The organism is Novilysobacter longmucuonensis, from assembly GCF_046600735.1.
GTDB classification, from domain to species: domain Bacteria; phylum Pseudomonadota; class Gammaproteobacteria; order Xanthomonadales; family Xanthomonadaceae; genus Novilysobacter_A; species Novilysobacter_A longmucuonensis.
Window position 1 is genome coordinate 388116 of the sequence record NZ_JBJMAW010000001.1, and the last position, 22287, is coordinate 410402.

General features: G+C 68.8%; 20 protein-coding genes. 4 read left to right on the plus strand and 16 right to left on the minus strand.

Annotated features, from left to right (window positions below):
- Positions 1-6 precede the first annotated feature (6 nt).
- Complete coding sequence (locus tag ACJQWM_RS01755) at positions 7-966, plus strand: hypothetical protein (protein WP_332703323.1); 960 nt, start codon at positions 7-9, stop codon at positions 964-966.
- A gap of 215 nt (positions 967-1181) precedes the next feature.
- Here the strand turns inward: ACJQWM_RS01755 and ACJQWM_RS01760 are convergent, their stop codons facing one another.
- The 4 genes from ACJQWM_RS01760 to purD form a co-directional block, all read right to left on the minus strand.
- Entirely contained in the window at positions 1182-1607 is a 426-nt protein-coding gene (locus tag ACJQWM_RS01760; protein WP_411306629.1) for a DUF2752 domain-containing protein, read from the minus strand.
- Positions 1604-1957 (minus strand): CD225/dispanin family protein, encoded by a 354-nt coding sequence (locus ACJQWM_RS01765; RefSeq protein ID WP_332703319.1) that lies wholly within the window; start codon positions 1955-1957, stop codon positions 1604-1606. The genes ACJQWM_RS01760 and ACJQWM_RS01765 overlap by 4 nt, the downstream gene beginning before the upstream one ends.
- 226 nt (positions 1958-2183) lie before the next feature.
- Entirely contained in the window at positions 2184-4088 is a 1905-nt protein-coding gene (locus tag ACJQWM_RS01770) for an MFS transporter (protein ID WP_332703317.1), read from the minus strand.
- 181 nt (positions 4089-4269) lie between these two features.
- The gene (gene purD, locus ACJQWM_RS01775) at positions 4270-5589 is read right to left on the minus strand and encodes a phosphoribosylamine--glycine ligase (protein ID WP_332703315.1); all 1320 of its coding nucleotides are present in this window, start codon (positions 5587-5589) and stop codon (positions 4270-4272) included.
- 232 nt (positions 5590-5821) lie between these two features.
- Here purD and ACJQWM_RS01780 point away from each other — a divergent pair, with 232 nt between their 5' ends.
- A complete protein-coding gene (locus tag ACJQWM_RS01780; protein WP_332703313.1) occupies positions 5822-7270 on the plus strand; it encodes an alanine/glycine:cation symporter family protein in 1449 nt (482 codons plus the stop codon).
- A 9-nt stretch (positions 7271-7279) separates the two neighbouring features.
- Here ACJQWM_RS01780 and ACJQWM_RS01785 read toward each other — a convergent pair whose 3' ends face one another.
- The 12 genes from ACJQWM_RS01785 to ACJQWM_RS01840 form a co-directional block, all read right to left on the minus strand.
- Complete coding sequence (locus ACJQWM_RS01785; protein ID WP_332703311.1) at positions 7280-8356, minus strand: calcium/sodium antiporter; 1077 nt, start codon at positions 8354-8356, stop codon at positions 7280-7282.
- A gap of 12 nt (positions 8357-8368) precedes the next feature.
- On the minus strand, positions 8369-9949 hold the full coding sequence (purH, locus tag ACJQWM_RS01790) for a bifunctional phosphoribosylaminoimidazolecarboxamide formyltransferase/IMP cyclohydrolase (protein WP_332703310.1): 1581 nt from the start codon (positions 9947-9949) through the stop codon (positions 8369-8371).
- Positions 9950-10087: 138 nt separating this feature from the next.
- Positions 10088-10360 (minus strand): DNA-binding transcriptional regulator Fis, encoded by a 273-nt coding sequence (fis, locus tag ACJQWM_RS01795; protein ID WP_332703308.1) that lies wholly within the window; start codon positions 10358-10360, stop codon positions 10088-10090.
- A 187-nt stretch (positions 10361-10547) separates the two neighbouring features.
- Positions 10548-11348, minus strand: coding sequence for a DUF3426 domain-containing protein (locus tag ACJQWM_RS01800; protein ID WP_332703307.1), 801 nt, complete (start codon positions 11346-11348; stop codon positions 10548-10550).
- A 121-nt stretch (positions 11349-11469) separates the two neighbouring features.
- Complete coding sequence (prmA, locus tag ACJQWM_RS01805) at positions 11470-12390, minus strand: 50S ribosomal protein L11 methyltransferase (protein WP_332703305.1); 921 nt, start codon at positions 12388-12390, stop codon at positions 11470-11472.
- 161 nt (positions 12391-12551) lie between these two features.
- The gene (accC, locus tag ACJQWM_RS01810) at positions 12552-13919 is read right to left on the minus strand and encodes an acetyl-CoA carboxylase biotin carboxylase subunit (protein WP_332703303.1); all 1368 of its coding nucleotides are present in this window, start codon (positions 13917-13919) and stop codon (positions 12552-12554) included.
- 140 nt (positions 13920-14059) lie between these two features.
- Complete coding sequence (gene accB, locus ACJQWM_RS01815) at positions 14060-14533, minus strand: acetyl-CoA carboxylase biotin carboxyl carrier protein (protein WP_332703301.1); 474 nt, start codon at positions 14531-14533, stop codon at positions 14060-14062.
- A gap of 67 nt (positions 14534-14600) precedes the next feature.
- Positions 14601-15068, minus strand: a complete 468-nt coding sequence (locus ACJQWM_RS01820; RefSeq protein WP_332703299.1) for a type II 3-dehydroquinate dehydratase — start codon at positions 15066-15068, stop codon at positions 14601-14603.
- Positions 15069-15281: 213 nt separating this feature from the next.
- Entirely contained in the window at positions 15282-15881 is a 600-nt protein-coding gene (locus ACJQWM_RS01825; RefSeq protein WP_411306630.1) for a TlpA family protein disulfide reductase, read from the minus strand.
- A gap of 5 nt (positions 15882-15886) precedes the next feature.
- Positions 15887-18337: a protein-disulfide reductase DsbD gene (locus ACJQWM_RS01830; protein ID WP_411306631.1), complete on the minus strand. Its 2451-nt coding sequence runs from the start codon at positions 18335-18337 to the stop codon at positions 15887-15889.
- 80 nt (positions 18338-18417) lie between these two features.
- Positions 18418-18807, minus strand: coding sequence for a divalent-cation tolerance protein CutA (gene cutA, locus ACJQWM_RS01835; RefSeq protein ID WP_332708033.1), 390 nt, complete (start codon positions 18805-18807; stop codon positions 18418-18420).
- A gap of 64 nt (positions 18808-18871) precedes the next feature.
- Positions 18872-19282 (minus strand): helix-turn-helix domain-containing protein, encoded by a 411-nt coding sequence (locus ACJQWM_RS01840; protein WP_332708035.1) that lies wholly within the window; start codon positions 19280-19282, stop codon positions 18872-18874.
- Positions 19283-19932: 650 nt separating this feature from the next.
- Here ACJQWM_RS01840 and groES point away from each other — a divergent pair.
- Together groES and groL are read left to right on the plus strand one after the other, a co-directional pair.
- On the plus strand, positions 19933-20220 hold the full coding sequence (gene groES, locus ACJQWM_RS01845; RefSeq protein WP_332708037.1) for a co-chaperone GroES: 288 nt from the start codon (positions 19933-19935) through the stop codon (positions 20218-20220).
- 119 nt (positions 20221-20339) lie between these two features.
- On the plus strand, positions 20340-21992 hold the full coding sequence (gene groL / locus ACJQWM_RS01850; RefSeq protein WP_332707726.1) for a chaperonin GroEL: 1653 nt from the start codon (positions 20340-20342) through the stop codon (positions 21990-21992).
- Positions 21993-22287 lie beyond the last annotated feature (295 nt).

Genomic DNA, 22287 nt, shown 5'->3' on the forward strand with positions numbered 1-22287 from the left:
GAAGCCATGGCTGTCACGCTGATCGCCACCGTCGTCGCACTCCTGCTCGGCCATCTGGTGCCGTCGCTGGCCGCTTCGGTGCGCCAGTTCGGCTGGTATGGCGACTGGTTGCGCTGGCTGGACGCGCGTTTCCCCGAAGGCGGGTTCTGGCGCGGGCGCTGGGGCATCGCGCTGGCACTGGTGCCGCCGCTGTTGGTGGTCGGTTTGTTCCAGCTCGCCCTGGACGGGCCGCTGTTCGGCCTGGTCAGCCTGTTGTTCGGGATCGTGGTGCTGTTCTACGCGTGGGGCCCGCGCGACCTCGACCTGGATGTCGAGGCGATCAACGAGGCGAGCGATCCGGCGTCGCGCCGCGAGGCCGCCGCGGCGTTGTTCCCCGAAGGCCAGGCCCCCGCGCTCGACGGCGGCACGCTGGTCGAGGCGGTCTTCCGCAACGGCCTGCGGCGCTGGTTCGGCGTGCTGTTCTGGTTCCTGGTGCTGGGGCCTTTCGGTGCATTGCTGTACCGGCTGGCGGCGCTGTCGGCCGCAGGCGCCGCGGCGCGCGAGTTGCCGGGCGAGACCGCGGGTGGCGCGAACACGCTGCTGGCGATTCTCGAATGGCCGGTGGCGCAACTGATGACCCTGGTGCTTGGGCTGGTCGGCAACTTCGATGCCGTGCTCGGTGCCTGGCGCGATGGCGGCGGCGCATCGCTGCGTCTGAACCAGAACTTCCTCGATGCGGCTGCGCGCGCCAGTGTGCGCAGCGAAATGGCCGAGGACGCCGCCGACGATGGTGCCGACGGTGTGCCAAGCCAGGCCGGAGCAGGTGCACGCTGGTCCGACGCAGACGACTTGGTGGCAGCGGGCGCTGGCGCCGACGCGGCTTCCGGGTTTCCGGAGCTTCGCGATGCGATGAGCCTGGTCTGGAGAAGCCTGCTGGTATGGCTGGTGGTGATCGCACTGTTCGTGATTGCCGGCGTAGTCGGCTAACCCCGGGGCGGCACGCCTGGTGTCGTCTGTAGGAGCGACGTGAGTCGCGAAAGGCGACACGGGCGACCTGCGCCGGTGGGTTGCGACTGACGTAGCGCTCTACAAGAGCTGGCCCGCGTCTCGTGGCAACAGCTCGCGGCTGAAGCCGCTCCTACAGAGGCGATCAAAAACAATTTCCATCAGGCGCATGCCCGCGGGAACAGTTTCCCGCTGCGCTAGCCCGGCGCCATCCACGCGAACGGCCACCACGGCAAATTGCGCAGCACCCAATAGCCGCCGATCAGCAGCAACCAGAACCTGCCGCCCAGCAGCACGTCCATCACCGGCTTGGGCAGCGGCACGCGACGGCCCAGGCTGTGCAGCAGCATCGGTGGCAGCAGCAGCGCGAGCACCGGCAGCAGCGGGTTCGTCGCCACGACGCCGGCAACATCGCCATGCGCCAGGGCGTGCAATGCACGGGTCGTCCCGCAGCCCGGGCAGAACAGCCCGGTGAACTGCAGGAACAGGCACGGCAGGAAGCCGCTGTCGGCGGCATTGGGATCGAACCGCCGCAGCGCCCACACACCCAGCGCGCCGACCGAAGCAAGCGCCGCCGTGCCTGCAAACACGACGGCGTGGCGCGATGGGCGATGCAGGATCATCCCTGCGCGGCTTGCATCTGCTGGAACATTTCCAGGTACTGCTCGGTGGCGCCGGTCATCAGGCTCCAGACGGTCAGCAGCACGCCGGCGATCGCCAGCGCCGTCGCCACCCAGCACCAGGTCTTGGCGCTGTCGGAGGCGCGGCGTGCGCCTGCGATGTCGCCCTGGTCGAGCTTGCCGTTGACCTGCGCGGCATAGACGATCGCGACGATGCCGGGAATGCCGCCGACAAAGCAGCACAGGCAGAACGAGGCGATCATCGAGATGATCGCCCAGGCGAGATGGTTCGGGACGTGCGCGGGTGCGTCGGCGTGCGCGGACGTCGGCGGTACCGGTGGTGGTGTGCTCATGGTGCTCCCCAGATGGTGTTCTTGTTTGCGTCGACCACGGCCGACTCCCCGGCCGCATCCTAGCGTGCGGCAGGGCGGCTGTCTTGGCAGCTGCGGAGCCACCGTGGCGGCGGCGAGCAAATCCTCACCAACCTTCCTTGCCAAAGGAGGGAGCAGGTGTGCAGTGCTTTGGCTGTTCTCCCCTCTTTGGAAAAGAGGGGCAGGGGAGATTCGCCCTTGCTCTTGCCTAGGCCGCCTCGCCCCGGAGCGCCCGCACCGCCGCCTCCAAGGACTGCGCATCGGCAAGAGCACCGTCGACAGGCGTATCGGCGACCACCTCCACGTGCGCACGGCACCGGCGCGGTACGCGCATGCGCGACAGGCGTCCATCGCGCCGGCTCCACATGCTGGCCCACATGCCGCGCAGCGCCATTGGCACCACCGGCACCGGGCGGCACTCCAGGATCCGCTCCACGCCGGACTTGAATGTGGCGATCGCGCCATCGCGGGTCAACGCGCCTTCCGGGAAGATGCAGACGATCTCGCCGTCGGCCAGCGCCGCATCGATCCGGTCGAACGCGCGCTGCATCAGTGCCGGATCCTCACGTGCGCCGGCGATCGGGATCGCCTTGGCGGTGCGGAAGATCCAGCGCATCAGCCCGCCTCCCAAAAACCTGGAATCGAAGATCCTGTAATACATCACGAAGCGCACCGGCCGCGGGATGCTCGCCGCCAGGATCAGCGCGTCCATGTAACTGATGTGGTTGCACACGATCAGCGCCGCGCCCTCGTCGGGCACATGCGTCTCCACGCCGCGCACGCGCAGCCGGTACAGCGTGCGCACCAGCACCCAGCTGAGGAAGCGCATCAGGAACTCGGGCACGATGGTGAAGATCCACAGCGCGACCAGCGCATTGAGCACTGCCAGCGCCAGCAGCACCTGCGGGATGCTCCAGCCGAGGTAGCGCTGCACGACGATGCCGAGCACCGCCGCCAGCACGATGAACGCCGCGTTCTGGATGTTCATGCCGGCGATCACGCGCGCCATCTCGTGGCGCGGCGAGCGGCTCTGGATCAGCGCGAACAGCGGCACCACGAAGATACCGGCCGACAGCCCGATGCCGACCAGGTCGAGCACGATCCGCACGCTGCCCGGCTGCTGCAGGAAGCCGCCGATGCCCAGCCCCCCGACCGGCGCCAGACCGCTGCGGGCGAAGTACAGATCGAGCAGGAACGCGCTGATGCCGAACGCGCCGACCGGCACCAGGCCTATCTCGACCGTGCGCCCCGATAGTTTCTCGCACAGCAGCGAGCCGGCCCCGACGCCCACGGAGAACAACGCCAGCGCGAACACGTACAAGGTGGTGTCGACGCCGCCGAGGTTGAGCTCGGCGTAGGTCGGCAGCTGCGCGGTCAGCACCGTGCCGATGAACCAGAACCACGACACCCCCAGCACCGCGTTGCCGACCGCGCGCTGCTTGCGGGTGAGTTTCCAGATCGCGACCGATTCGGGGATCGGGTTCCAGTTGATCTTCAAGTCCGGCGCGCCGGCCTCGGCCCGCGGGATCGCGCGGCTGACCAGGTTGCCGGTGATCGCCAGCAGCACGATCGCGCTCGCGGCGACCACCGGGCCGTACTCGCCGGCCAGCTTGAAGATCAGTCCGCCGAAGATCATCCCGACCAGGATCGACATCGAAGTCCCCATCTCGACCAGGCCGTTGCCGCCGGTGAGCTCCTCGGGCTTGAGCACCGACGGCAGAATCGAATACTTGACCGGCCCGAACAGCGTCGACTGCACGCCGGTGCAGAACAGCGCGACCAGCAGCACGGTCATGTCCTGAAGCAGGAAGCCGGCCGCGGCCAGCGACATGATCAGGATCTCGAGCGCGGTGGTGATGCGGATCAGCTTGGATTTTTCGAGCTTTTCGGCGATCTGCCCGGCGGTCGCGGAGAACAGGAAATACGGCAGGATGAACAACGCCGGTGCGAGATTGGTGTAGAGCGTGCGCTCCTGCGCGCTGACCCCGAGCCAGAACAGCAGCCCGATGATCGCCTGCCGATAGACGTTGTCGTTGAAGGCGCCGAGCGCCTGGACGGTGAAGAACGGCGCGAAACGCCGCTGCTTGAGCAACGCGAACTGGTTATGCGCCATGCGGTGCCATGCGCCCCTTGAGTCCGGCGGAGCCTAGCAGAGCCGGTCGGCAGCGCTGACCCTATCGCGTGCGAACGGCCGTAGGAGCGCCCCATGGGCGCGATGCACGTCGCGGGGTAGGTCCGGGTCGCGACTTACGTCGCTCCTACACAGGATTCACGGCTCGCGGCTGAAGCCGCTCCTACAGGGGGGCGGTGTCGGGGATCTGTTCTCTTTCGATCGCGCGCCAGCCGATGTCGTGGCGGTGGAACTCGCCGTGCCAGGAGATTCCGGCGACCGCCTCGTAGGCGCGGTGCTGGGCGTCGGCGACCGAGTCGCCGAGCGCGCACACGCACAGCACGCGGCCGCCGGTGGTCGTGATCTGGCCGTCGACCAGTCGGGTGCCGGCGTGGAACACCTTGCTGTCGCCGATCTCGGGCACGTCCCAGGCGCTGACCGGATCGCCCAGGCGCGGCGTGCCGGGGTAGTTCTCCGCGGCCATCACCACACCTAGCGCCGGGCGCCGGTCCCATCGTGCTTCGACCTCGTGCAGGCGCGCATCGAGCGCCGCCTCGATCAGCTCGAGCAGGTCCGACTGCAGTCGCAGCATCACCGGCTGGGTTTCCGGATCGCCCAGGCGCACGTTGAACTCGATCACATTGGGCGCGCCGGATGCGTCGATCATCAGTCCGGCGTACAGGAACCCGGTGAACGGCACCCCGTCGGCGGCCATGCCGCGCACGGTCGGCTCGATGACCTCGCGCATGATGCGCGCGTGCACCTCCTCGGTGACCACCGGCGCCGGCGAGTACGCGCCCATACCGCCGGTGTTGGGACCGGTATCGCCGTCGCCGACCCGCTTGTGGTCCTGCGACGTCGCCAGCGGCAGCGCGGTGCTGCCGTCGACCAAGGCGATGAAACTGGCTTCCTCGCCCTGGAGGAATTCCTCGATGACCACGCGCGCACCGGCCGCGCCGAACGCGTTGCCGCCGAGCATCTCGCCGATCGCACCTTCGGCCTCGGCCAGCGTCATCGCCACGACTACGCCCTTGCCGGCGGCCAGGCCGTCGGCCTTGATGACGATCGGCGCGCCGCCGCTGCGCTCGGACTGCTGGCGCACGTAGGCCAGCGCGGCGTCGAGCTCGTGGTGCACCGCATACTGTGCAGTCGGGATGCCGTGGCGCAGCAGGAACTCCTTGGCGAAGGACTTGCTGCCTTCGAGCTGCGCGGCCGCGGCGGTCGGCCCGAAGATGCGCAGGCCCTCGCTGCGGAAGCGGTCGACCACGCCGGCCACCAGCGGCGCCTCGGGGCCGACCACGCTGACCGCGACCGCCTCGCTGCGCGCCAGTGCCAGCAGGCCGTTGATGTCGGTCGCATCGATCGGGATGTTGCGGCACTTGTGCTCGGTGGCGGTGCCGGCGTTGCCGGGCGCCACCAGTACTTCAGTGATGCGCGCGGACTGGGAGAGCTTCCAGGCCAGCGCATGCTCGCGGCCGCCGGAACCGATCACCAGAATCTTCATTGGCAGGAAATCCTCGTTGGGTCATGCCGCGCACGCGCGAGGTTCGCGCGGCGCTATGCTCGTCCGGCTCCACGCACCGCGCGGGCGCCTGGGGCGGGCGGGGCGCGGCGCGTTTGGGGCCGCACTATCCATAGATAACGCAATTGCCGCCGCGGCGCGGCAATTCTACGCGAGCCGCCGGCAGCGAGAAGCGGCTGCTACCATCGCGCGGTTTGCACAGACGGGGTTGGGTGTGGAATTCGTGCTCGGCGGTATCGAGGCTCTGCTGGCGCCGGTCATCGGCGTGATCAACCGCGTGCTGTGGGACTACGTGCTCGTCTACGGGCTGCTCGCGGTGGGCGTGTACTTCACCGTGCGGCTGGGCTTCCTGCAGGTGCGGCGCTTCCCGCACATGCTGAGGATCGTGCGCCCGGGCACCGGCGGCGACGCGAGCGGCATCTCGCCGTTCCAGGCGCTGGCGACGAGCCTGGCCTCGCGCGTGGGCACGGGCAATCTCGCCGGCGTGGCGATCGCGCTCGGCGTCGGCGGGCCCGGTGCGCTGTTCTGGATGTGGTGCACGGCGGCAGTGGGCATGGCCACCGCCTATGCCGAAAGTGCGCTCGCGCAGCTGTACAAGGAGCGCGACGAAGATGGGCAGTATCGCGGCGGGCCGGCTTACTACATGGCGCGTGGCCTGAAGAACCGCTGGATGGGCGCTGCGTTCGCGCTGTCGCTGCTGCTGACCTACGGCGCGGTGTTCAGCAGCGTGCATGCGAACGCGATGGCGCAGGCGCTCGGCGCTGCGTTCGGCTTCAGCCAGGCGATGGTCGCTACCGGCCTGGTCGCGCTGGCCGCCATCATCATTTTCGGCGGCCTGCGCCGCATCGTGCGTTTTGCCGAATGGGTGGTGCCGTTCATGTCGGTCGGCTACCTCGCGCTCGCGCTATGGGTCGTGGTGACCAACATCACCCAGGTCCCCGACGTGCTGACACTGGTGCTGCGCAGTGCGTTCGGCCTGGACGCCGCGGCCGGTGGCGTGCTCGGCGGCATCACCGTCGCGATGCTGCAGGGCGTCAAGCGCGGGTTGTATTCGAACGAGGCCGGCATGGGCAGCGCGCCGAACATCGCCGCGGCCGCGACGCCGATGCCGCACCACCCGGCCAGTCAGGGCCTGGTGCAGTCGCTTGGCGTGTTCATCGACACGCTGCTGATCTGCAGCGCGACCGGTTTCGTGATCCTGCTGTCGGGAGTGCTCGGCGGCGAGGGCGACGGCGTGCTGCTGACCCAGCGCGCGATGACGGTTTTCTTCGGCGAGGCCGGCAGTTATTTCGTTGCGGTCGCGCTGTTCTTCTTCGCGTTCACCACGATCATCGGCAATTACTCGTATGCCGAGAACAACCTGCTGTACCTCGGCGGTGGCCGCATCGGCCTGCTCGTGCTGCGGCTGGCCACGCTCGCGGTGATCGTCTGGGGCGTGTACACGAAGGTGCAGATGGTCTGGGACGCGGCGGACGCGGCGATGGCGATCATGGCCTCGATCAACCTGGTCGCGCTGGTCATGCTGTCGGGCGTGGTGGTCAAGCTGACCCGCGACTACGACCGGCAGCTCGATGAAGGCCGGTCGCCGGAGTTCCGCATCGCCGACCATCCGGAGCTCGGCGATGGCGTCGACAGCACCATCTGGAGGCGCCGCGGCGCCTGAGCGCGCTGATCAGTGCTGCCGACGCCGGCGCCGCTCGCGTCGTTCCCGCACCACCACCACGGCCAGGGTCAGCACCGTCAGGGGCACCACGAACTGCAGCATGGCCAGGCTGAAGGCCGGCAGTGCGTCGTGCCCGCTGGCGTCCAGCAGCAGATAGGCGGTGTAGGCGATGTAGTAACCGAGGAATACCGCGCCTTCCCAGCGCTGGATGCAGTGGCCGGTGAAGAAGATCGGAAGGCACGCGATCGCGACTGCACTCATCACCGGTAAGTCGAAACGCACCGCCGCATCGCTGACCGGCAGGCCCGCGGGGGCGATCGCCGCGGCCGCGCCGAGCACGATCAGCAGGTTGAAGATGTTGCTGCCGACCACGTTGCCGACCGCGAGGTCGCGCTCGCCACGCAGCGTGGCCAGGATCGAGGTGGCGATCTCCGGCATCGAGGTGCCGATCGCGACCACGGTCAGGCCGATCACAAGGTCGCTGACGCCGATCGCCGAGGCGATCGCCACCGCCGCCTCCACCAACCAGCGCGCGCCCGCGACCAGCAGTCCGAGGCCGGCCAGCACCAGCAGCACGTTGACCCACCAGCGCCGCGGCGGGACGCCGGCCTGGTGTTCTGGCGTCGGCGCCGCAGCGGTATCGCCGCGGCGGCCGATGCGGATCAGGGTCACCGTGTAGGCGATGCCGCCCGCGAGCAGCAGCAGTCCCTCCCAGCGTGCGATCGCGCCGTCGAGCGCCATCACGCAGACCCCCAGCGAGATCGCGACCATCACCGGCACGTCCAGCCAGATCAGCTGGCGCGCCACGACCAGCGGCGCGAGCAGGGCGGAGATGCCGAGGATCAGCAGCACGTTGGCGATATTGCTGCCGACCACGTTGCCGAGCGCGATCCCCGGGGTCCCGCTCAGAGCGGCATCGACACTGATCGCGAGCTCCGGTGTGCTGGTGCCGAACGCGACCACCGTCAGGCCGACAATCAGCGGCGACAACCCGGTCGACAGCGCCAGCCGTGAGGCGCCGCGCACCAGCAGTTCGGCGCCGCCGAGCAGCAGGATCAGGCCGAGGATCAGCAGCAGCGCGGTCATGCGGGGGACACCTCAATGACGGAAATGGCGCACGCCGGTGAACACCATTGCCAGGCCATGCTCGTCGGCCGCGGCGATGACCTCCTTGTCGCGCATCGAGCCGCCGGGCTGGATCACCGCACCGATGCCGGCCGCGGCGGCGGCGTCGATGCCGTCGCGGAACGGAAAAAACGCGTCGGAGGCCATGACCGAGCCAGGCACCGCCAGGCCGGCCTCGTCGGCCTTGAGCGCGGCGATTTTCGCGCTGACCACGCGGCTCATCTGGCCGGCGCCGATGCCGATGCTGCGCTGGTCGCGGGCGTAAACAATCGCGTTGGACTTGACGTACTTGGCGATGCGCCAGGCGAACAGCAAGTCGTCCAGCTCGGCGTCGGTCGGCGCGCGCTGCGTCACCACTTGCAGTTCCTCGCGGGTGACCTCGCGGATGTCGCTGGTTTGCATCAGCAGGCCGGAGCCGACCCGCTTGACGTCGAAGTTGTTGCGCCCGTCGCCGTGCGGGATCCGCAGCACGCGCACGTTGGCTTTCTTCTTGGCGTAGTCGAGCGCGCCATCCTCGTAATCGGGTGCGATCAGCACCTCGACGAACTGGCGGTCGAGGACCGCCTTCGCGGTCGCCGCGTCGAGTGTCTTGTTGAACGCGATGATGCCGCCGAACGCGGAGGTCGGGTCGGTGGCGTAGGCCAGCTCGTACGCATCGCCGCAGGCCACGCCCTGGGCGACGCCGCACGGGTTGGCGTGCTTGACGATCACGCAGGCCGGGCGCTCGAACTGGCGCACGCATTCCCACGCGGCATCGGCATCGGCCAGGTTGTTGAAGCTCAGCTCCTTGCCCTGCAGCTGGGTGAACGTCGCCAACGTGCCGGGCACCGGCCACAGGTCGCGGTAGAACGCGCCGTGCTGGTGCGGGTTCTCGCCATAGCGCAGGTCCATGACCTTGACGAAGTTGCTGTTGTTCTGTGCCGGGAACAGCGTGCGCGAACCGGCCTCGTCCAGCGATGACAGATAGTTGCTGATGCAGGCGTCATAGAAGGCCACGCGGTTGAACGCGGCGACTGACAGCGCGAAGCGCGTCTTGCCCGAGAGTGCGCCGTCATTGGCGGCCATCTCCTGGACGATGCCGGCGTACTGCGCCGGCTCGGTGGCGACAGCGACGCGCGCGAAATTCTTGGCCGCCGAACGCAGCATCGCCGGGCCGCCGATGTCGATGTTCTCGATGATCTCGTCCATGGTCGAGTCGGGATTGCTCGACACCGCTTCGAACGGATACAGGTTCAGCACCAGCAGGTCGATCGCGCCGATGCCGTGCTGCGCCATCACCGTCTCGTCCAGCCCGGCGCGGCCGAGCAGGCCGCCGTGCACCATCGGGTGCAGGGTCTTGACCCGTCCGTCCATCATCTCGGGAAAGCCGGTGACGTCGCTGACGTCCCGGACCGCGATCCCTGCGTCGCGGATCGCCCTGGCGGTGCCGCCGGTGGAGAGCAGCTCGACATCGCGTGCCGCCAGCGCCTGGGCCAGTTCGATCAGGCCGGTCTTGTCGGACACGGACAACAGCGCGCGGCGGATCTTCACCGGCGAGGTGGGGACGGCAGTCATGCGCTCAGGCTCAGCAGGGGAGCCGCGAATTATAACGAGTGATCGTCAGCCGGATCCTCGCGCGTTCTTCCGCGGGAACGACGAGCGAGGGCGCGATGATCTTGCGAGTCCCGAGTCCCGACTCCGAAAACCGCCGCCTCAGCCCAGCCCGTAATCGCGCAGCTTCTTGCGCAAGGTCGCGCGATGGATGCCGAGCATCGCCGCGGCGCGGCTCTGGTTGCCGTCGCAGTGGGACAGCACCTCGGCGAACAGCGGGATCTCCAGTTCGCGCAGCGCGATCTCGTAGAGGTCCTCGGTGCCGCTGCCGTTGAGGTCGCCGAGGTAGCGCCGGATCGAGGTGGCGACATGGTCACGCAGCGGAACGCGTGGCCCGGGACGGGAGGCATCGTGGCGGTCGGTTGCGGCGTTCAAGAAACATTCCCCCCGGAATTCTCGCGTCCCGTCGCGGAGTCGAATCGGGCGCGGTGCGCGCGGGCCGGGCGACGGGAGGACGGAGTCTATCGCGGGAAAGTCGCGGGGAACACCGTGACCGCACCGATTCAGGACAAATGCGCGGGAGGCGGGCCACGAAACGTGAGCGAAGTCTCCGGCCCAGACTTCAGCGGAACTCGAAGGTGAACGCGACGATCCGTGGCGACGGCTCCACCACCGAAAACTGCACCGACGCGCTCTGGCCAGGCGCCAGCGTCGCTGCGCCGCCGTCGGACCGGTACTCCTGTGGCGCGAACGCGCGCATCCCGAGCGGCTTGCCCTCCAGGTCGGCCAGGCTCAACACCAGGATCGGCCATGGCTGCGGCCAACGTGCGTCGTTGCGGAAGCTGGCGTTGACATCGAGCACGCCGGCCTGGCCGGGCCGTGGTTGCACGCTGCGGTTGAGCATCGTGTAGGCCGCCGGTTCCTGCCACGGCGGCACCTGGCAGCGCAGCACCTCGCACAGGCCGGCGAGCCACGGCCGCCAGCGCGCGTCGGCGGCCAGTTCGACGCGTTGCGCGAGCAGCAGCTGCAGGGCCAGCACCACGACCAGCACCACCAGCACCGCCACTTCCGGCCAGCGCGGCATGTGCACGCCGCGGGTCACCGGCACCCGCGCGAAGCTCGGGCTGCCGCGCCTGCGGCCGGTGCGCGGCGGAGTGCGCGCGGGTACCTGCCCGGCGACCGCCGCAGGCGGTGCCACCGGATCTTCCGGTGCAACGTCTGTCGCTGTCGCTAGGGTCGGATCTACCTCCGACTCCGCGTCAGCGGCTGTCTCGATCGGCCCGGCGGGCTTGGCCCGGTCGGTGTCGGCGGGGTCCGCCGCGGCCTGCAGCGGCTGCGCGCAACGCGGGCAGCGCTGCGGCATGCCGTCGCCGGATGCCGCCGATGCGACCAGGAATCCACAATGCGGGCAGGGCACGGACATGCCCGAAGTGTACGGCGCCGGCGCGCCGCGACGGGATCCCGGCTCCGGTGCGGCGTGCACTATCGGACCGCGATCGCACTTTTTCGGCTTTTCCAGACGCACTTGCGAGCGCGTCGGAGGCTCAGCCGCGGCGGACCCCGGTGATGCGGATCCAGTCGTCGAGCCGCTCGGCATGCAACTGCTGGAAACCGGTGGCGAAGCACGCGAGCACCTCGTCCTCCTGCCCGGCCAGGATGCCCGACAGTGCGATCCGGCCATGTGGTGCGACGCGTGCCGTCAGGGTGTCGGCCAGCGCGATCAGCGCCGAGGCGAGAATGTTGGCGACCACCACCGGGTAGCTCGCCGTCGGCTCGTCGCCGGGCAGGTACACCGACAGCCGCTCGGCGACTTCGTTGCGTGCCGCGTTGTCGTGGGTGGCGAGCAGCGCCTGCGGGTCGTTGTCGATGCCGACCGCACGTGCCGCACCGAGCTTGAGCGCGGCCAGCGCGAGAATGCCGGAGCCGCAACCGAAGTCGAGCACCGGCTGCTCGCGCAGCGCCCCTTCGCTGGCCAGTGTGTCCAGCCACTGCAGGCACAACGCGGTGGTCGGATGGGTGCCGGAGCCGAAGGCGAGGCCGGGATCCAGGCGTACCACCGCGGCGTCGGGCGCATCGGCGCCGTCGGGCAGCGCGTGATTCCACGGCACAATCCAGGTGCGCGCGCCGAACTGCAGCGGTTCGTACTGGTCCATCCAGGCGCGTTCCCAGTCCTGGTCGGCGACCTCACGGCACTGCGCGCGCGACCAGTCGAGATCGGCATCGGCCGCGGCCAGCGCATGCATCAGCAGTTCCGGCAAAGTGCCGCCGGCGAACAGCGCGGTCAGCGCCATCTCCCGCCAGACCGGCGTCTCGCCGACCCCGGGCTCGAAGATCGCCTGCTCGTCGGGCGCATCGGCGTGGGCGTCTGCCAGCGTGACCGCCAGCGCACCGACCTGCTCCAGCGCGTGTTCGTAGCGCGGTTGCTCGGCTTCGGTGCAGGGCAGGGTGAGTTCGAGAAAGGGCATGGGGGCGGCGGGCTGAGGGTTGCGACTCGAGCAGTGGGGTTCGTGGGGCGTGCCTGGATGCGTATTTCGGGACCGGGGACCGGGGACCCGGGACCCGGAAAGGCAGAGACAAGAGCGGGAACTCGTTTTCTGCTCTTCCGGGTCCCCGGTCCCGGCTCCACTCACACGATCGAGATCGACTTTTCCTTCTGCTCCTTCAGCCGCTTCTCGAGGTAGTGAATGTTCTGCTCGCCCTGCTGGAAGCCGATGTCGGCCAGGATGCGCTGCTGCAGCGGAATGTTGGTCTTGATCCCGTCGACCACCATCTCGCTGAGCGCCACGCGCATGCGGCAGATCGCCTGCTCGCGGGTGGCGCCGTGCACGATCAGCTTGCCGATCATCGAGTCGTAGTTGGCCGGTACGCGGTAGCCCTCGTAGATGTGGCTGTCGACGCGCACGCCGGGGCCGCCGGGGGCATGGAAGTGCTGGATCAGGCCCGGGCTGGGCATGAACGTGTCCGGGTCCTCGGCGTTGATGCGGCATTCGATCGCGTGGCCATCGAGCACCACGTCGCTCTGCGTGATCGACAGCTTGTGGCCGGCGGCGATCATCAGCTGTTCGCGCACCAGGTCGATGCCGGTCACCATCTCGGTGACCGGGTGCTCGACCTGGATGCGGGTGTTCATTTCAATGAAGTAGAAGCGGCCGTCCTCGTAGAGGAACTCGAACGTGCCGGCACCGCGATAGTCGATCCGGATGCAGGCGTCCACGCAGACCTGGCCGATCTGCGCGCGCTGCTGCGGGGTGATCCCCGGTGCCGGTGCTTCCTCGACCACCTTCTGGTGGCGGCGCTGCATCGAGCAGTCGCGCTCGCCCAGATGGATGGCGTTGCCCTGGCCGTCGGCGAGCACCTGGATCTCGATGTGGCGCGGGTTCTCCAGGAACTTCTCCATGTAGACCATGTCGTTGCCGAACGCGGTCTTGGCCTCGACCTTGGTGGTCGCGACCGCGTTGGCCAGGTGGGCCTCGGTATGCACCACGCGCATGCCGCGGCCGCCGCCGCCGCCGGCGGCCTTGACGATGACCGGATAGCCGATCTCGCGCGCGATGCCGATGTTGGTGGCCGCATCGTCGCCGAGCGGGCCGCCGCTGCCGGGCACGCAGGGCACGCCGGCCTCCTTCATCGCGCGGATCGCCTCGACCTTGTCGCCCATCAGGCGGATGGTCTCGGCGCGCGGGCCGATGAAGACGAAGCCGGACTCCTCCACCCGCTCGGCGAAGTCGGCGTTCTCGCTGAGAAACCCGTAGCCGGGATGGATCGCCTGGGCGTCGGTGACCTCGGCCGCCGAAATGATCTGCGCCATGTTGAGGTAGCTGTCGCTCGACTTTGCTGGACCGATGCAGACCGATTCGTCGGCCATCGCGACGTGCTTGAGGTTGCGATCGACGGTGGAGTGCACCGCGACGGTATGGATGCCCAGCGCGTGGCAGGCGCGCAGGATGCGCAGGGCGATTTCGCCGCGGTTGGCGATTACGACTTTGTCGAGCATTAGGGATTCCGGGAGTCGGGGTTGTTTCGCGTTGCGGGACCGGGGACCGGGGACCGGGGACCCGGGAAAAGCACAAGCCGAGCGCGACGCTTTGCTGTTGCTTTCCCCGGTCCCCGGTCCCGTGTCCCCGGTCCCGACCATCAACCAATCACGAACAGCGGCTGATCGAACTCGATCGGCTGGCCGCTCTCGGCCATCACCTTGAGCACGGTGCCGGAGACGTCGGCCTCGATCGGGTTGAACATCTTCATCGCCTCGATGATCGCCAGCGTCTCGCCGGCCCGGATCGACTGGCCGACGGTGACGAACGGCGGCTTGTCCGGCGCCGGCGAGGCGTAGAACGTGCCGACCATCGGTGCGCGCACGACATGGCCGTCGGGCAGGTCCGGGCCGGACGCGCCGGCGTGGCCGCTGCCGCTGGCGGCATCGGTCGATGACGGCGTCGGCGCGGCATGCATCGGCGCGGCGGCGTGCGCGAGCGGTGCGGCGACGGCGATGCCGCCGCGCGGCGTGCGGGCCAGGCGGACCGACTCTTCGCCTTCCTTGATCTCGATCTCGGCCAGGTTCGACTCTTCGAGCAGGTCGATCAGTTTCTTGATTTTGCGCAGGTCCATGGGTCGGGCCTCTGGTGGGTGGGCTCCGCTCGGGGCGGGGCGTGGATTCGTGGAAGTCGGAGTGCCGTCAGGACGGCCGGGACTTGGACACGGCGTGGCGGTCCAGCCACGCCAGCGCCGCGTCGAGCGCGTAGCGGTAGCTGTCCTCGCCGAAACCGGCGATCACGCCCAGCGCGAGATCGCTGAAATAGCTGTGGCGGCGGAACGGCTCGCGGGTGTGCGGGTTGGACAGGTGGATCTCGATGAACGGCAGGTCCACCGCGGCCAATGCATCGCGCAGCGCCACGCTGGTGTGGGTGAAGGCGGCCGGGTTGATCAGGATCAGCGCGGTGCCATCAACGCGGGTCGCCTGGATGCGCTCGACCAGCACGTGCTCGGCGTTGGACTGCAGCGTGGCGAACTGGTGCCCGGCGCGCTCGGCTCCGGCCTGCATCGCAGCGTCGATCTCGGCCAGAGTGGTCCGACCGTAGACCCGCGGCTCGCGATCGCCGAGCAGGTTGAGGTTGGGGCCGTGCAGGGCCAGCAGCTTCGCCATCAGGGGCCGGTGTTCAGGCGGAAAGGCCGGCAGTGTGCGTCAGGACGCGGGAGCTGTCCAGAAGTTGGCCCCCATATCGGCGAAGTTGTCGCGATTTAAGCGGCCGTTTGGATGATGTTTTGTAGGAGCGGCTTCAGCCGCGAACGGATGATGGTCGTTCGTCCGATTCGGGATCGCGGCTAAAGCCGCTCCTACAAGGGCTTAGCCGAGGGCTTAGCGGGCGTCGGCCCATTGGTCGATCTCGCCGTGCTCGAATGGGCCGATCTTCTGCTTGAGCAGCCGCCCATCGGTACCGACCAGCACGGTATACGGCAGCACGCCACGCGGGTTGCCGAGCCGGACCCCGGCGTCCGCCGGGCCGGCCTGGTCCAGCACGATCGGGTAGCTGACCGGGACGCGGCCGAGGAACTCGCGCACCGCGGCCTCCTCGTCCAGCGCGATTCCGACCACCTGGGTACCGGCTTCGCCCTGGCTGGCGGCGAAACGCTCCAGCTCGGGCATTTCCTGGATGCACGGTCCGCACCAGCTCGCCCACAGGTTGACCAGGATCGGGCGGCCGGCATAGTCGTCCGGCAGGGTCAGATCGCCGCCGCCGAGCCTGGGCAGGCTCAGCGCCGGCAGCGCCTGGCCGCGTCGGGCGACGGCCAGATCCGCCGGCGGTTCGGGCGCGCCGGCGGCGAGCACGCCCTGCAGCACCCGCTGGCCGATCTCGGTGCGCAGCAGCGGCGCGGGGCTGTTGAGCGCGATGCCGATGACCGCGCCGAACACGCCGGCGACCGCGGCCACCAGCAGCACCTTGGCGGTCGAGCTCATCGCCATCAGGGTGCACCTGCCGCGGCGGCGGCCGGCGCCTGCACCCGCGCGGCACGCTCGGCGAACGGGGCGGCCTGCTCGAAGCCGAACAGCCGCAGCTCGCGGCGTTCGCGGCCGTCGACGTAATACAGCGTGGCCGGCGGGCCGATGATGCCCAGGCGCTTCATCAGCGCCTGGTCGGCGTCGTCGTTGGCGGTCACGTCGGCCTTGAGCAGCACGAAGCCGTCCAGCGCCGCATGCACCACCGGCTCGGGGAAGGTGTACTTCTCCATCTCCTTGCACGACACGCACCAGTCGGCATAGAAGTCGAGCATCAGCGGCTGACCGGCAGCCTGCGCGGCGGCGAGTTCGCGGTCGAGGTCGGCCAGCGATTTGATCTTGCGGAACGGCAGCTCGCGCGATTCGATCCCGCCGGCGCTCAGCCCGGCCAGCGGCTGCAGCGGATCGCGGCTGCCGGCCATCGCGCCGACCACCTGCGCCACCCCGCCCACGCCCAGCAGCAGCGCCAGGGCCCAGGCGCCTGCACGCAGGCCCTCGCGCGGCATCGGTCGGCTCGCCGCCAGCCCCGCCATGGCCGCCGCGCCCAGCAGCAGCACGCCCCACAATGCCAGCACCAGCGGCGCCGGCAGGATCCGCGACAGCATCCACACCGCCAGGCCCAGGAACACGAAGCCGAACACGCGCTGCACGCCGGTCATCCACGGGCCGCTGGTCGGCAGACCCCTGCCGGCCGCGATGCCGAACGCGATCAGCGGCAGGCCCATGCCCATCGCCAGCAGGAACAGCGCTGCGCCGCCGAACACCGGGTCCTGGGTCTGGCCGATGTACAGCACCGCCGCGGCCAGCGGCGGCGCCACGCACGGCCCGACGATCAGCGCCGACAGCGCGCCCATCGCAGCCACTCCGGCCCACGAGCCGCCGCGTTGCCGATCGCTCAGTGCGCCGAGCCGGCTGCGCAGCGATGCCGGCAGTTGCAGCTCGTAGGCACCGAAGCTCGACAGCGCCAGCGCGACGAACAGCAGCGCGAAGGCGACGATCACCCACGGGGTCTGGAACGCGATCTGCACGTTGGCGCCGACCAGCCCGGCGACCATGCCGGCGATGGTGAACACCAGCGCGTTGGCCAATACGTACACCAGCGACAGCGTCGCGGCGCGGCCAGTGCCAAGCCCGCGGCCGGGGCCCTGGCTGGCCGAGGCGCCGGCGATCAGTCCCGACAGGATCGGGATCATCGGCAGCACGCACGGGGTGAAGGCGAGCAGCAGGCCGAAGCCGAAGAAGCTCAGCAGCGCCCAGCCGCGGTCGGGCCCCGACAATGCGGCGGCGATGCGGCTGTCTTCGGCCTGGGCGGCGGTGGCCGGCTCCAGGGCGGGCCTCTCGGGCTCCCGTGCTGTTGTAGGAGCGGCTTCAGCCGCGAAGATGTCGCCGGTTGCGTCACCGCTGCCCGCCGCTGACGACCGCCCGCCGACCGGGTCTGCATTCGCGACCACGGGCCCATTCCCGGTCGCGGCTGAAGCCGCTCCTACCGGTTCCTCTGCGGGCGTTGCCTCGCCGGCCGGCAGCGCCACCGTCACCGTCCGTGTCATCGGCGGGTAGCAGATGCCGTCTGTCTGGCAGCCCTGGAAGCCGGCGGTCAGGCGCACTTCACCGGCAGCGGCGCGTTCGCGCCGCAACGGCAGCGGCACGTCGATCTGCTCGAAGAACACCGTGGTGGTGCCGAAGTATTCGTCGTGGTGCGTCTCCCCGCGCGGCCATTGCGGCTCACCGGCGCGCAGGCCTGCGGCGGCGACCAGCGGGCCATCCAGCTCCAGCGTGGTCTGGTCGCGGTACAGGTAATAGCCGCGCGCCGGGGTGAAGCGCAGCAGCAGGGTGTTGCCGTCGCCGGCAATCGCCTCGAAGCCGAACGCCTGCTCCGGCGGCAGCGGCGCGGAAGCCGCGCCACTGCCGAACAGGCCCGGCGCCGCGGTGCCGGCGGACGACGCGGCGCCACCGAACGCGCTCAGCGCGCTGCCGAGCACGCCGCCGGCGCCCGAATCCATGGCCGCCGGCATGTCCACCACCAGCTCGCGGGTCTGCGGCGGATAGCACACCCCCAGGTCCGCACAGCCCTGGTACTTCACTTCCAGCGTCACCCGGTCGGCACCGGCGGTGCCCGGCAGGGTCGCGGTCAGCGTGTCGCGATAGGTCTCGACCTCGCCGAAGAACTCGTCCTCATACGCCTTGCCACGCGGCAGCTGCAGTGGCCCCGCGGCGTAGTCCGGCGTGGCCTTGACCGCGGTGCGATGGCGGTACAGGTAGTAGCCGTCGGCGATCTCCCAGTGGATTGCGATGCGGTCGGCCGCGGTGGCCCGGGCGCTGAGCACGAATGCCTCATCGACCGGTAGCAGGTCGTCCTCGTCGATCGCCGCTAGCGCCGGTGCCGCCGCCAGCAGCAGGCCGGCGAGCAGGGCGCACAATGCGGCGGCTCCGGGCACGCGGCGCTTGGCCCTGCCGGATCGGGCGCCGGGGCGGGCAGGGTCGCGCGGTGTCGCACTCATCAGGTTGGGCTCATCGGGTCGGAGTCTTTAGTCTTCATGTCGGTGCGCGGCAGGTTGCACGCGGCGGGTCGCGCGGGGCCGGTCTCCCCGACCACCCAGTCCAGATACGGAGCAAGCCCGCCGACGGCTTCGACCGCGATGACCTCCGGCAGTTCAGCCGGATGCAGCGCGTGCACCCGGGCGGTGAGGGCATCGAGGTGTTCGCGCGTGGTTTTGATCAGCAGCAGGACCTCGTCGGCCTGTTCGATGCGCCCTTCCCAGCGATAGGTGGAGGTCAGTCCCGGCAACTGGTTGACGCAGGCCGCCAGCCGCTCCTCGACCAGGGCGGTGGCGAGCGTACGCGCGCTGGCGGCGTCCGGGCAGGTGCACAGGCAGATCAGGACGGTCATGCGTGCCGATTCTACCGGCCGCGCGGCCGCCCCGGACCGGCGCGGCCAACCGGCCGGCGGCGGCTCAGCGCGTATTCCTGCCGCCATCCCCGCCGCTGCGGCGCCCGATGCGTTGCGAAGCCAACTGTTCGGCGATCTCGACCAGCGGCGCCCGCGCCAGCATCGGCGCCTCGCGGAACGCCACCAGCAGGCGCAACTCCAGTGGATCATCGATCAGCATCGCGTCGGCGGCAGCGACCGAGTCCATCGCGATGTCTTCGGTCAGGGTCATGCGCCCGCGCCCGGTGGCGAGCCACTCGAACTGCACGCCCGTGGCGAGCGCCGCCTCGCGCAGGTGGTTGGCGCTGGGCGACTTGCCCAGGCTGGCCTCCCAATGGCTCACCGCGCTGCGCTGCACGCCGACAGCCCGGCCCAGCGCGCTCTGCGACAGGCCCGCGTGCCGGCGCGCGAGGCGGATGCGTTGCTGGGGCGTCATCGACCGGCTCCCGCGGGCGAGGGTGTGTGTCCGGCGCGGCGGGAGCGAAGCCGCAGCGGAGCGGCATCCGGGGTGTCCAGGGCTAGGGTGTCCAGTAGTGGCGGCGCTACCGATACTGTCCGCAACGTGTATACCGATGGTAGCGGCACGGCCCGTATATGCTGGTACAGTTCTGCTTTCATGCGGTTCAGCTCGTCAATACGCTACTGGAAGCGCACGACACCATAAGCCGACTGCTCTGGTCAAGGCGAGTTCGTACGAACAGAATCGCCGCACGCCGACAGGACGTCAGCGCGGACAGGAGTCGCCAGGTCAGGGGAGGGGCCACGGACGCCGTGCTCGGATGCCATCTCCGTACCAGAAAGAGCGCGTGCCTTCGGGGACGCGCTCTTTCTTCATGGGCGCGTGGCTGCGCATCCGCCAGGCTGCCGCCGCCCAAGGTCGAGCGGTCCCGGCCGCACCGCGGCCCGATCCGCCTTTGACCAGCCGATGGCCGCCGTGAGGCGAACCCTTGAAAGCATCCTGATCCGCCCCATCTCCTCGCCACCCCGGTTCGCCGGGCGTTGTCGTCTCCGGCATTGGCACTCACCGGGGGCGACTGCTAAAATTCTGATCTTTTCCCCACCCCTTCAACCACTTAGAGGTTGTCCATGAATATCAAGCCGCTCTACGATCGCGTGGTCATCAAGCGCATGGAAGAAGAAAAGATGTCCGCCGGCGGCATCGTGATTCCCGACTCGGCCACCGAAAAGCCGATCAAGGGCGAAGTCATCGCCGTCGGCGAAGGCAAGGTGCTCGACAACGGCAGCGTGCGCGCGCCGAACGTCAAGGTCGGCGACAAGGTGCTGTTCGGCAAATACAGCGGCACTGAAGTGAAGCTCGACGGCACCGATCTGCTGGTGGTCAAGGAAGACGACATCTTCGCGATCCTCGGCTGATGCGTAGGGCGGGTTTCAACCCGCCGCCACATCACCAGGAACAGCGATGGCGGGTTGAAACCCGCCCTACCCGTTCTTCCGATTCCCTATTCCCCATTCCCGATTCCCGGAGTTAAAAAATGGCTGCCAAAGAAATCCGCTTCGGCGAAGACGCACGCGCAAAGATGGTGCGCGGCGTCAACGTACTCGCCAATGCCGTCAAAGCCACGCTCGGCCCGAAGGGTCGCAATGTCGTGCTCGAGAAGAGCTACGGCGCCCCCACGATCACCAAGGACGGCGTGTCCGTGGCCAAGGAGATCGAGCTGTCCGACAAGTTCGAGAACATGGGCGCGCAGATGGTCAAGGAAGTCGCGTCCAAGACCTCTGACATCGCCGGTGACGGCACCACCACCGCCACCGTGCTGGCGCAGGCGCTGATCCGCGAGGGCATGAAGGCGGTCGCCGCCGGCATGAACCCGATGGACCTCAAGCGCGGCATCGACAAGGCCGTGATCGGCGCGGTCGAAGAGCTCAAGAAGATCAGCAAGCCGTCGTCCACCAGCAAGGAAATCGCCCAGGTCGGCGCGATCTCGGCCAACTCCGACACCAACATCGGCGACCTCATCGCCCAGGCGATGGACAAGGTCGGCAAGGAAGGCGTGATCACGGTCGAGGAAGGTTCGGGCCTGGACAACGAGCTCGACGTGGTCGAGGGCATGCAGTTCGACCGCGGCTACCTGTCGCCGTACTTCATCAACAACCAGCAGTCGATGCAGGCCGAACTTGACGACCCGTTCATCCTGCTCTACGACAAGAAGATCTCCAACGTGCGCGATCTGCTGCCCGTGCTGGAAGGCGTGGCCAAGGCCGGCAAGCCGCTGCTGATCGTCGCCGAGGAAGTCGAAGGCGAGGCGCTGGCGACCCTGGTGGTCAACACCATCCGCGGCATCGTCAAGGTCTGCGCGGTCAAGGCGCCGGGCTTCGGTGACCGTCGCAAGTCGATGCTCGAGGACATGGCCGTGCTGACCGGCGGCACCGTGATCTCCGAGGAAGTCGGCCTGCAACTGGAGAAGGCCACGATCAACGATTTGGGTCGCGCGAAGAAGGTGCAGGTCTCCAAGGAGAACACCACCATCATCGACGGCGCTGGCGACGGCGAGGGCATCCAGTCGCGCATCAAGCAGATCAAGGCGCAGATCGAGGAGACCTCCTCGGACTACGACCGCGAGAAGCTGCAGGAGCGTGTGGCCAAGCTGGCCGGCGGCGTGGCGGTGATCAAGGTCGGTGCCTCGACCGAAATCGAGATGAAGGAAAAGAAAGCACGTGTGGAAGATGCATTGCACGCCACCCGCGCGGCAGTGGAAGAAGGCGTGGTCCCGGGCGGCGGCGTCGCGCTGATCCGCGCGCTGGCCGCGATCGCCGAGCTCAAGGGCATCAACGAAGACCAGAACCACGGCATCCAGATCGCCCGCCGTGCGATGGAAGCCCCGCTGCGCGAGATCGTGATCAACGCCGGTGAAGAGGCGTCCGTGATCCTCAACCGGGTCAAGGAAGGCAGCGGCAACTTCGGTTACAACGCGGCCAATGGCGAATTCGGCGACATGATCGAGTTCGGCATCCTGGACCCGACCAAGGTCACCCGCACCGCGCTGCAGAATGCCGCGTCGATCGCCGGCCTGATGATCACCACCGAAGCGATGGTCGCCGAGTCGCCGAAGAAGGAAGAGCCGGCCATGGGCGGCGGCGGTGGCGGCATGGGTGGTATGGGTGGCATGGGCGGCATGGACTTCTGATCCAGCGCCCCGGCCGAGCGCGTCGCGACACCGCGACGCGCTGGTTAGCCCGGCAACACCAGGAACCCCGCCCCCGAGGCGGGGTTCTTTTTTGCCTGGTCCTTATCTTCGCGTTCTCGTGGGACGGTGTGACCACCACTGGCAAGAAGAAGGCTTTCTTGGTGCCCGACGGCGATTACGTGGTGAAGCGCAGAGACGGTCTTTTCCAAACTGCCGGGTTCTTTTTTGCGCTGCAGCGTGCATTGTTGATCACACCTCCCTCACGATCGGGCTGCATCCCGACGTGGGGGAGGGA

Coding starts and splice junctions, on each gene's coding strand:
- ACJQWM_RS01820 (WP_332703299.1), bottom strand. CDS start 15,068: ATGGCGAAGCTGCTGGCCCTGCACGGCCCCAACCTCAACCTGCTCGGC.
- ACJQWM_RS01785 (WP_332703311.1), bottom strand. CDS start 8,356: ATGACCGCGCTGCTGCTGATCCTCGGCCTGATCCTGCTGCTCGGCGGC.
- ACJQWM_RS01755 (WP_332703323.1), top strand. CDS start 7: ATGGCTGTCACGCTGATCGCCACCGTCGTCGCACTCCTGCTCGGCCAT.
- ACJQWM_RS01840 (WP_332708035.1), bottom strand. CDS start 19,282: ATGACGCCCCAGCAACGCATCCGCCTCGCGCGCCGGCACGCGGGCCTG.
- ACJQWM_RS01825 (WP_411306630.1), bottom strand. CDS start 15,881: ATGAGCTCGACCGCCAAGGTGCTGCTGGTGGCCGCGGTCGCCGGCGTG.
- groL (WP_332707726.1), top strand. CDS start 20,340: ATGGCTGCCAAAGAAATCCGCTTCGGCGAAGACGCACGCGCAAAGATG.
- ACJQWM_RS01800 (WP_332703307.1), bottom strand. CDS start 11,348: ATGTCCGTGCCCTGCCCGCATTGTGGATTCCTGGTCGCATCGGCGGCA.
- prmA (WP_332703305.1), bottom strand. CDS start 12,390: ATGCCCTTTCTCGAACTCACCCTGCCCTGCACCGAAGCCGAGCAACCG.
- ACJQWM_RS01760 (WP_411306629.1), bottom strand. CDS start 1,607: ATGATCCTGCATCGCCCATCGCGCCACGCCGTCGTGTTTGCAGGCACG.
- ACJQWM_RS01765 (WP_332703319.1), bottom strand. CDS start 1,957: ATGAGCACACCACCACCGGTACCGCCGACGTCCGCGCACGCCGACGCA.
- purD (WP_332703315.1), bottom strand. CDS start 5,589: ATGAAGATTCTGGTGATCGGTTCCGGCGGCCGCGAGCATGCGCTGGCC.
- cutA (WP_332708033.1), bottom strand. CDS start 18,807: ATGACCGTCCTGATCTGCCTGTGCACCTGCCCGGACGCCGCCAGCGCG.
- accC (WP_332703303.1), bottom strand. CDS start 13,919: ATGCTCGACAAAGTCGTAATCGCCAACCGCGGCGAAATCGCCCTGCGC.
- accB (WP_332703301.1), bottom strand. CDS start 14,533: ATGGACCTGCGCAAAATCAAGAAACTGATCGACCTGCTCGAAGAGTCG.
- groES (WP_332708037.1), top strand. CDS start 19,933: ATGAATATCAAGCCGCTCTACGATCGCGTGGTCATCAAGCGCATGGAA.
- ACJQWM_RS01770 (WP_332703317.1), bottom strand. CDS start 4,088: ATGGCGCATAACCAGTTCGCGTTGCTCAAGCAGCGGCGTTTCGCGCCG.
- purH (WP_332703310.1), bottom strand. CDS start 9,949: ATGACTGCCGTCCCCACCTCGCCGGTGAAGATCCGCCGCGCGCTGTTG.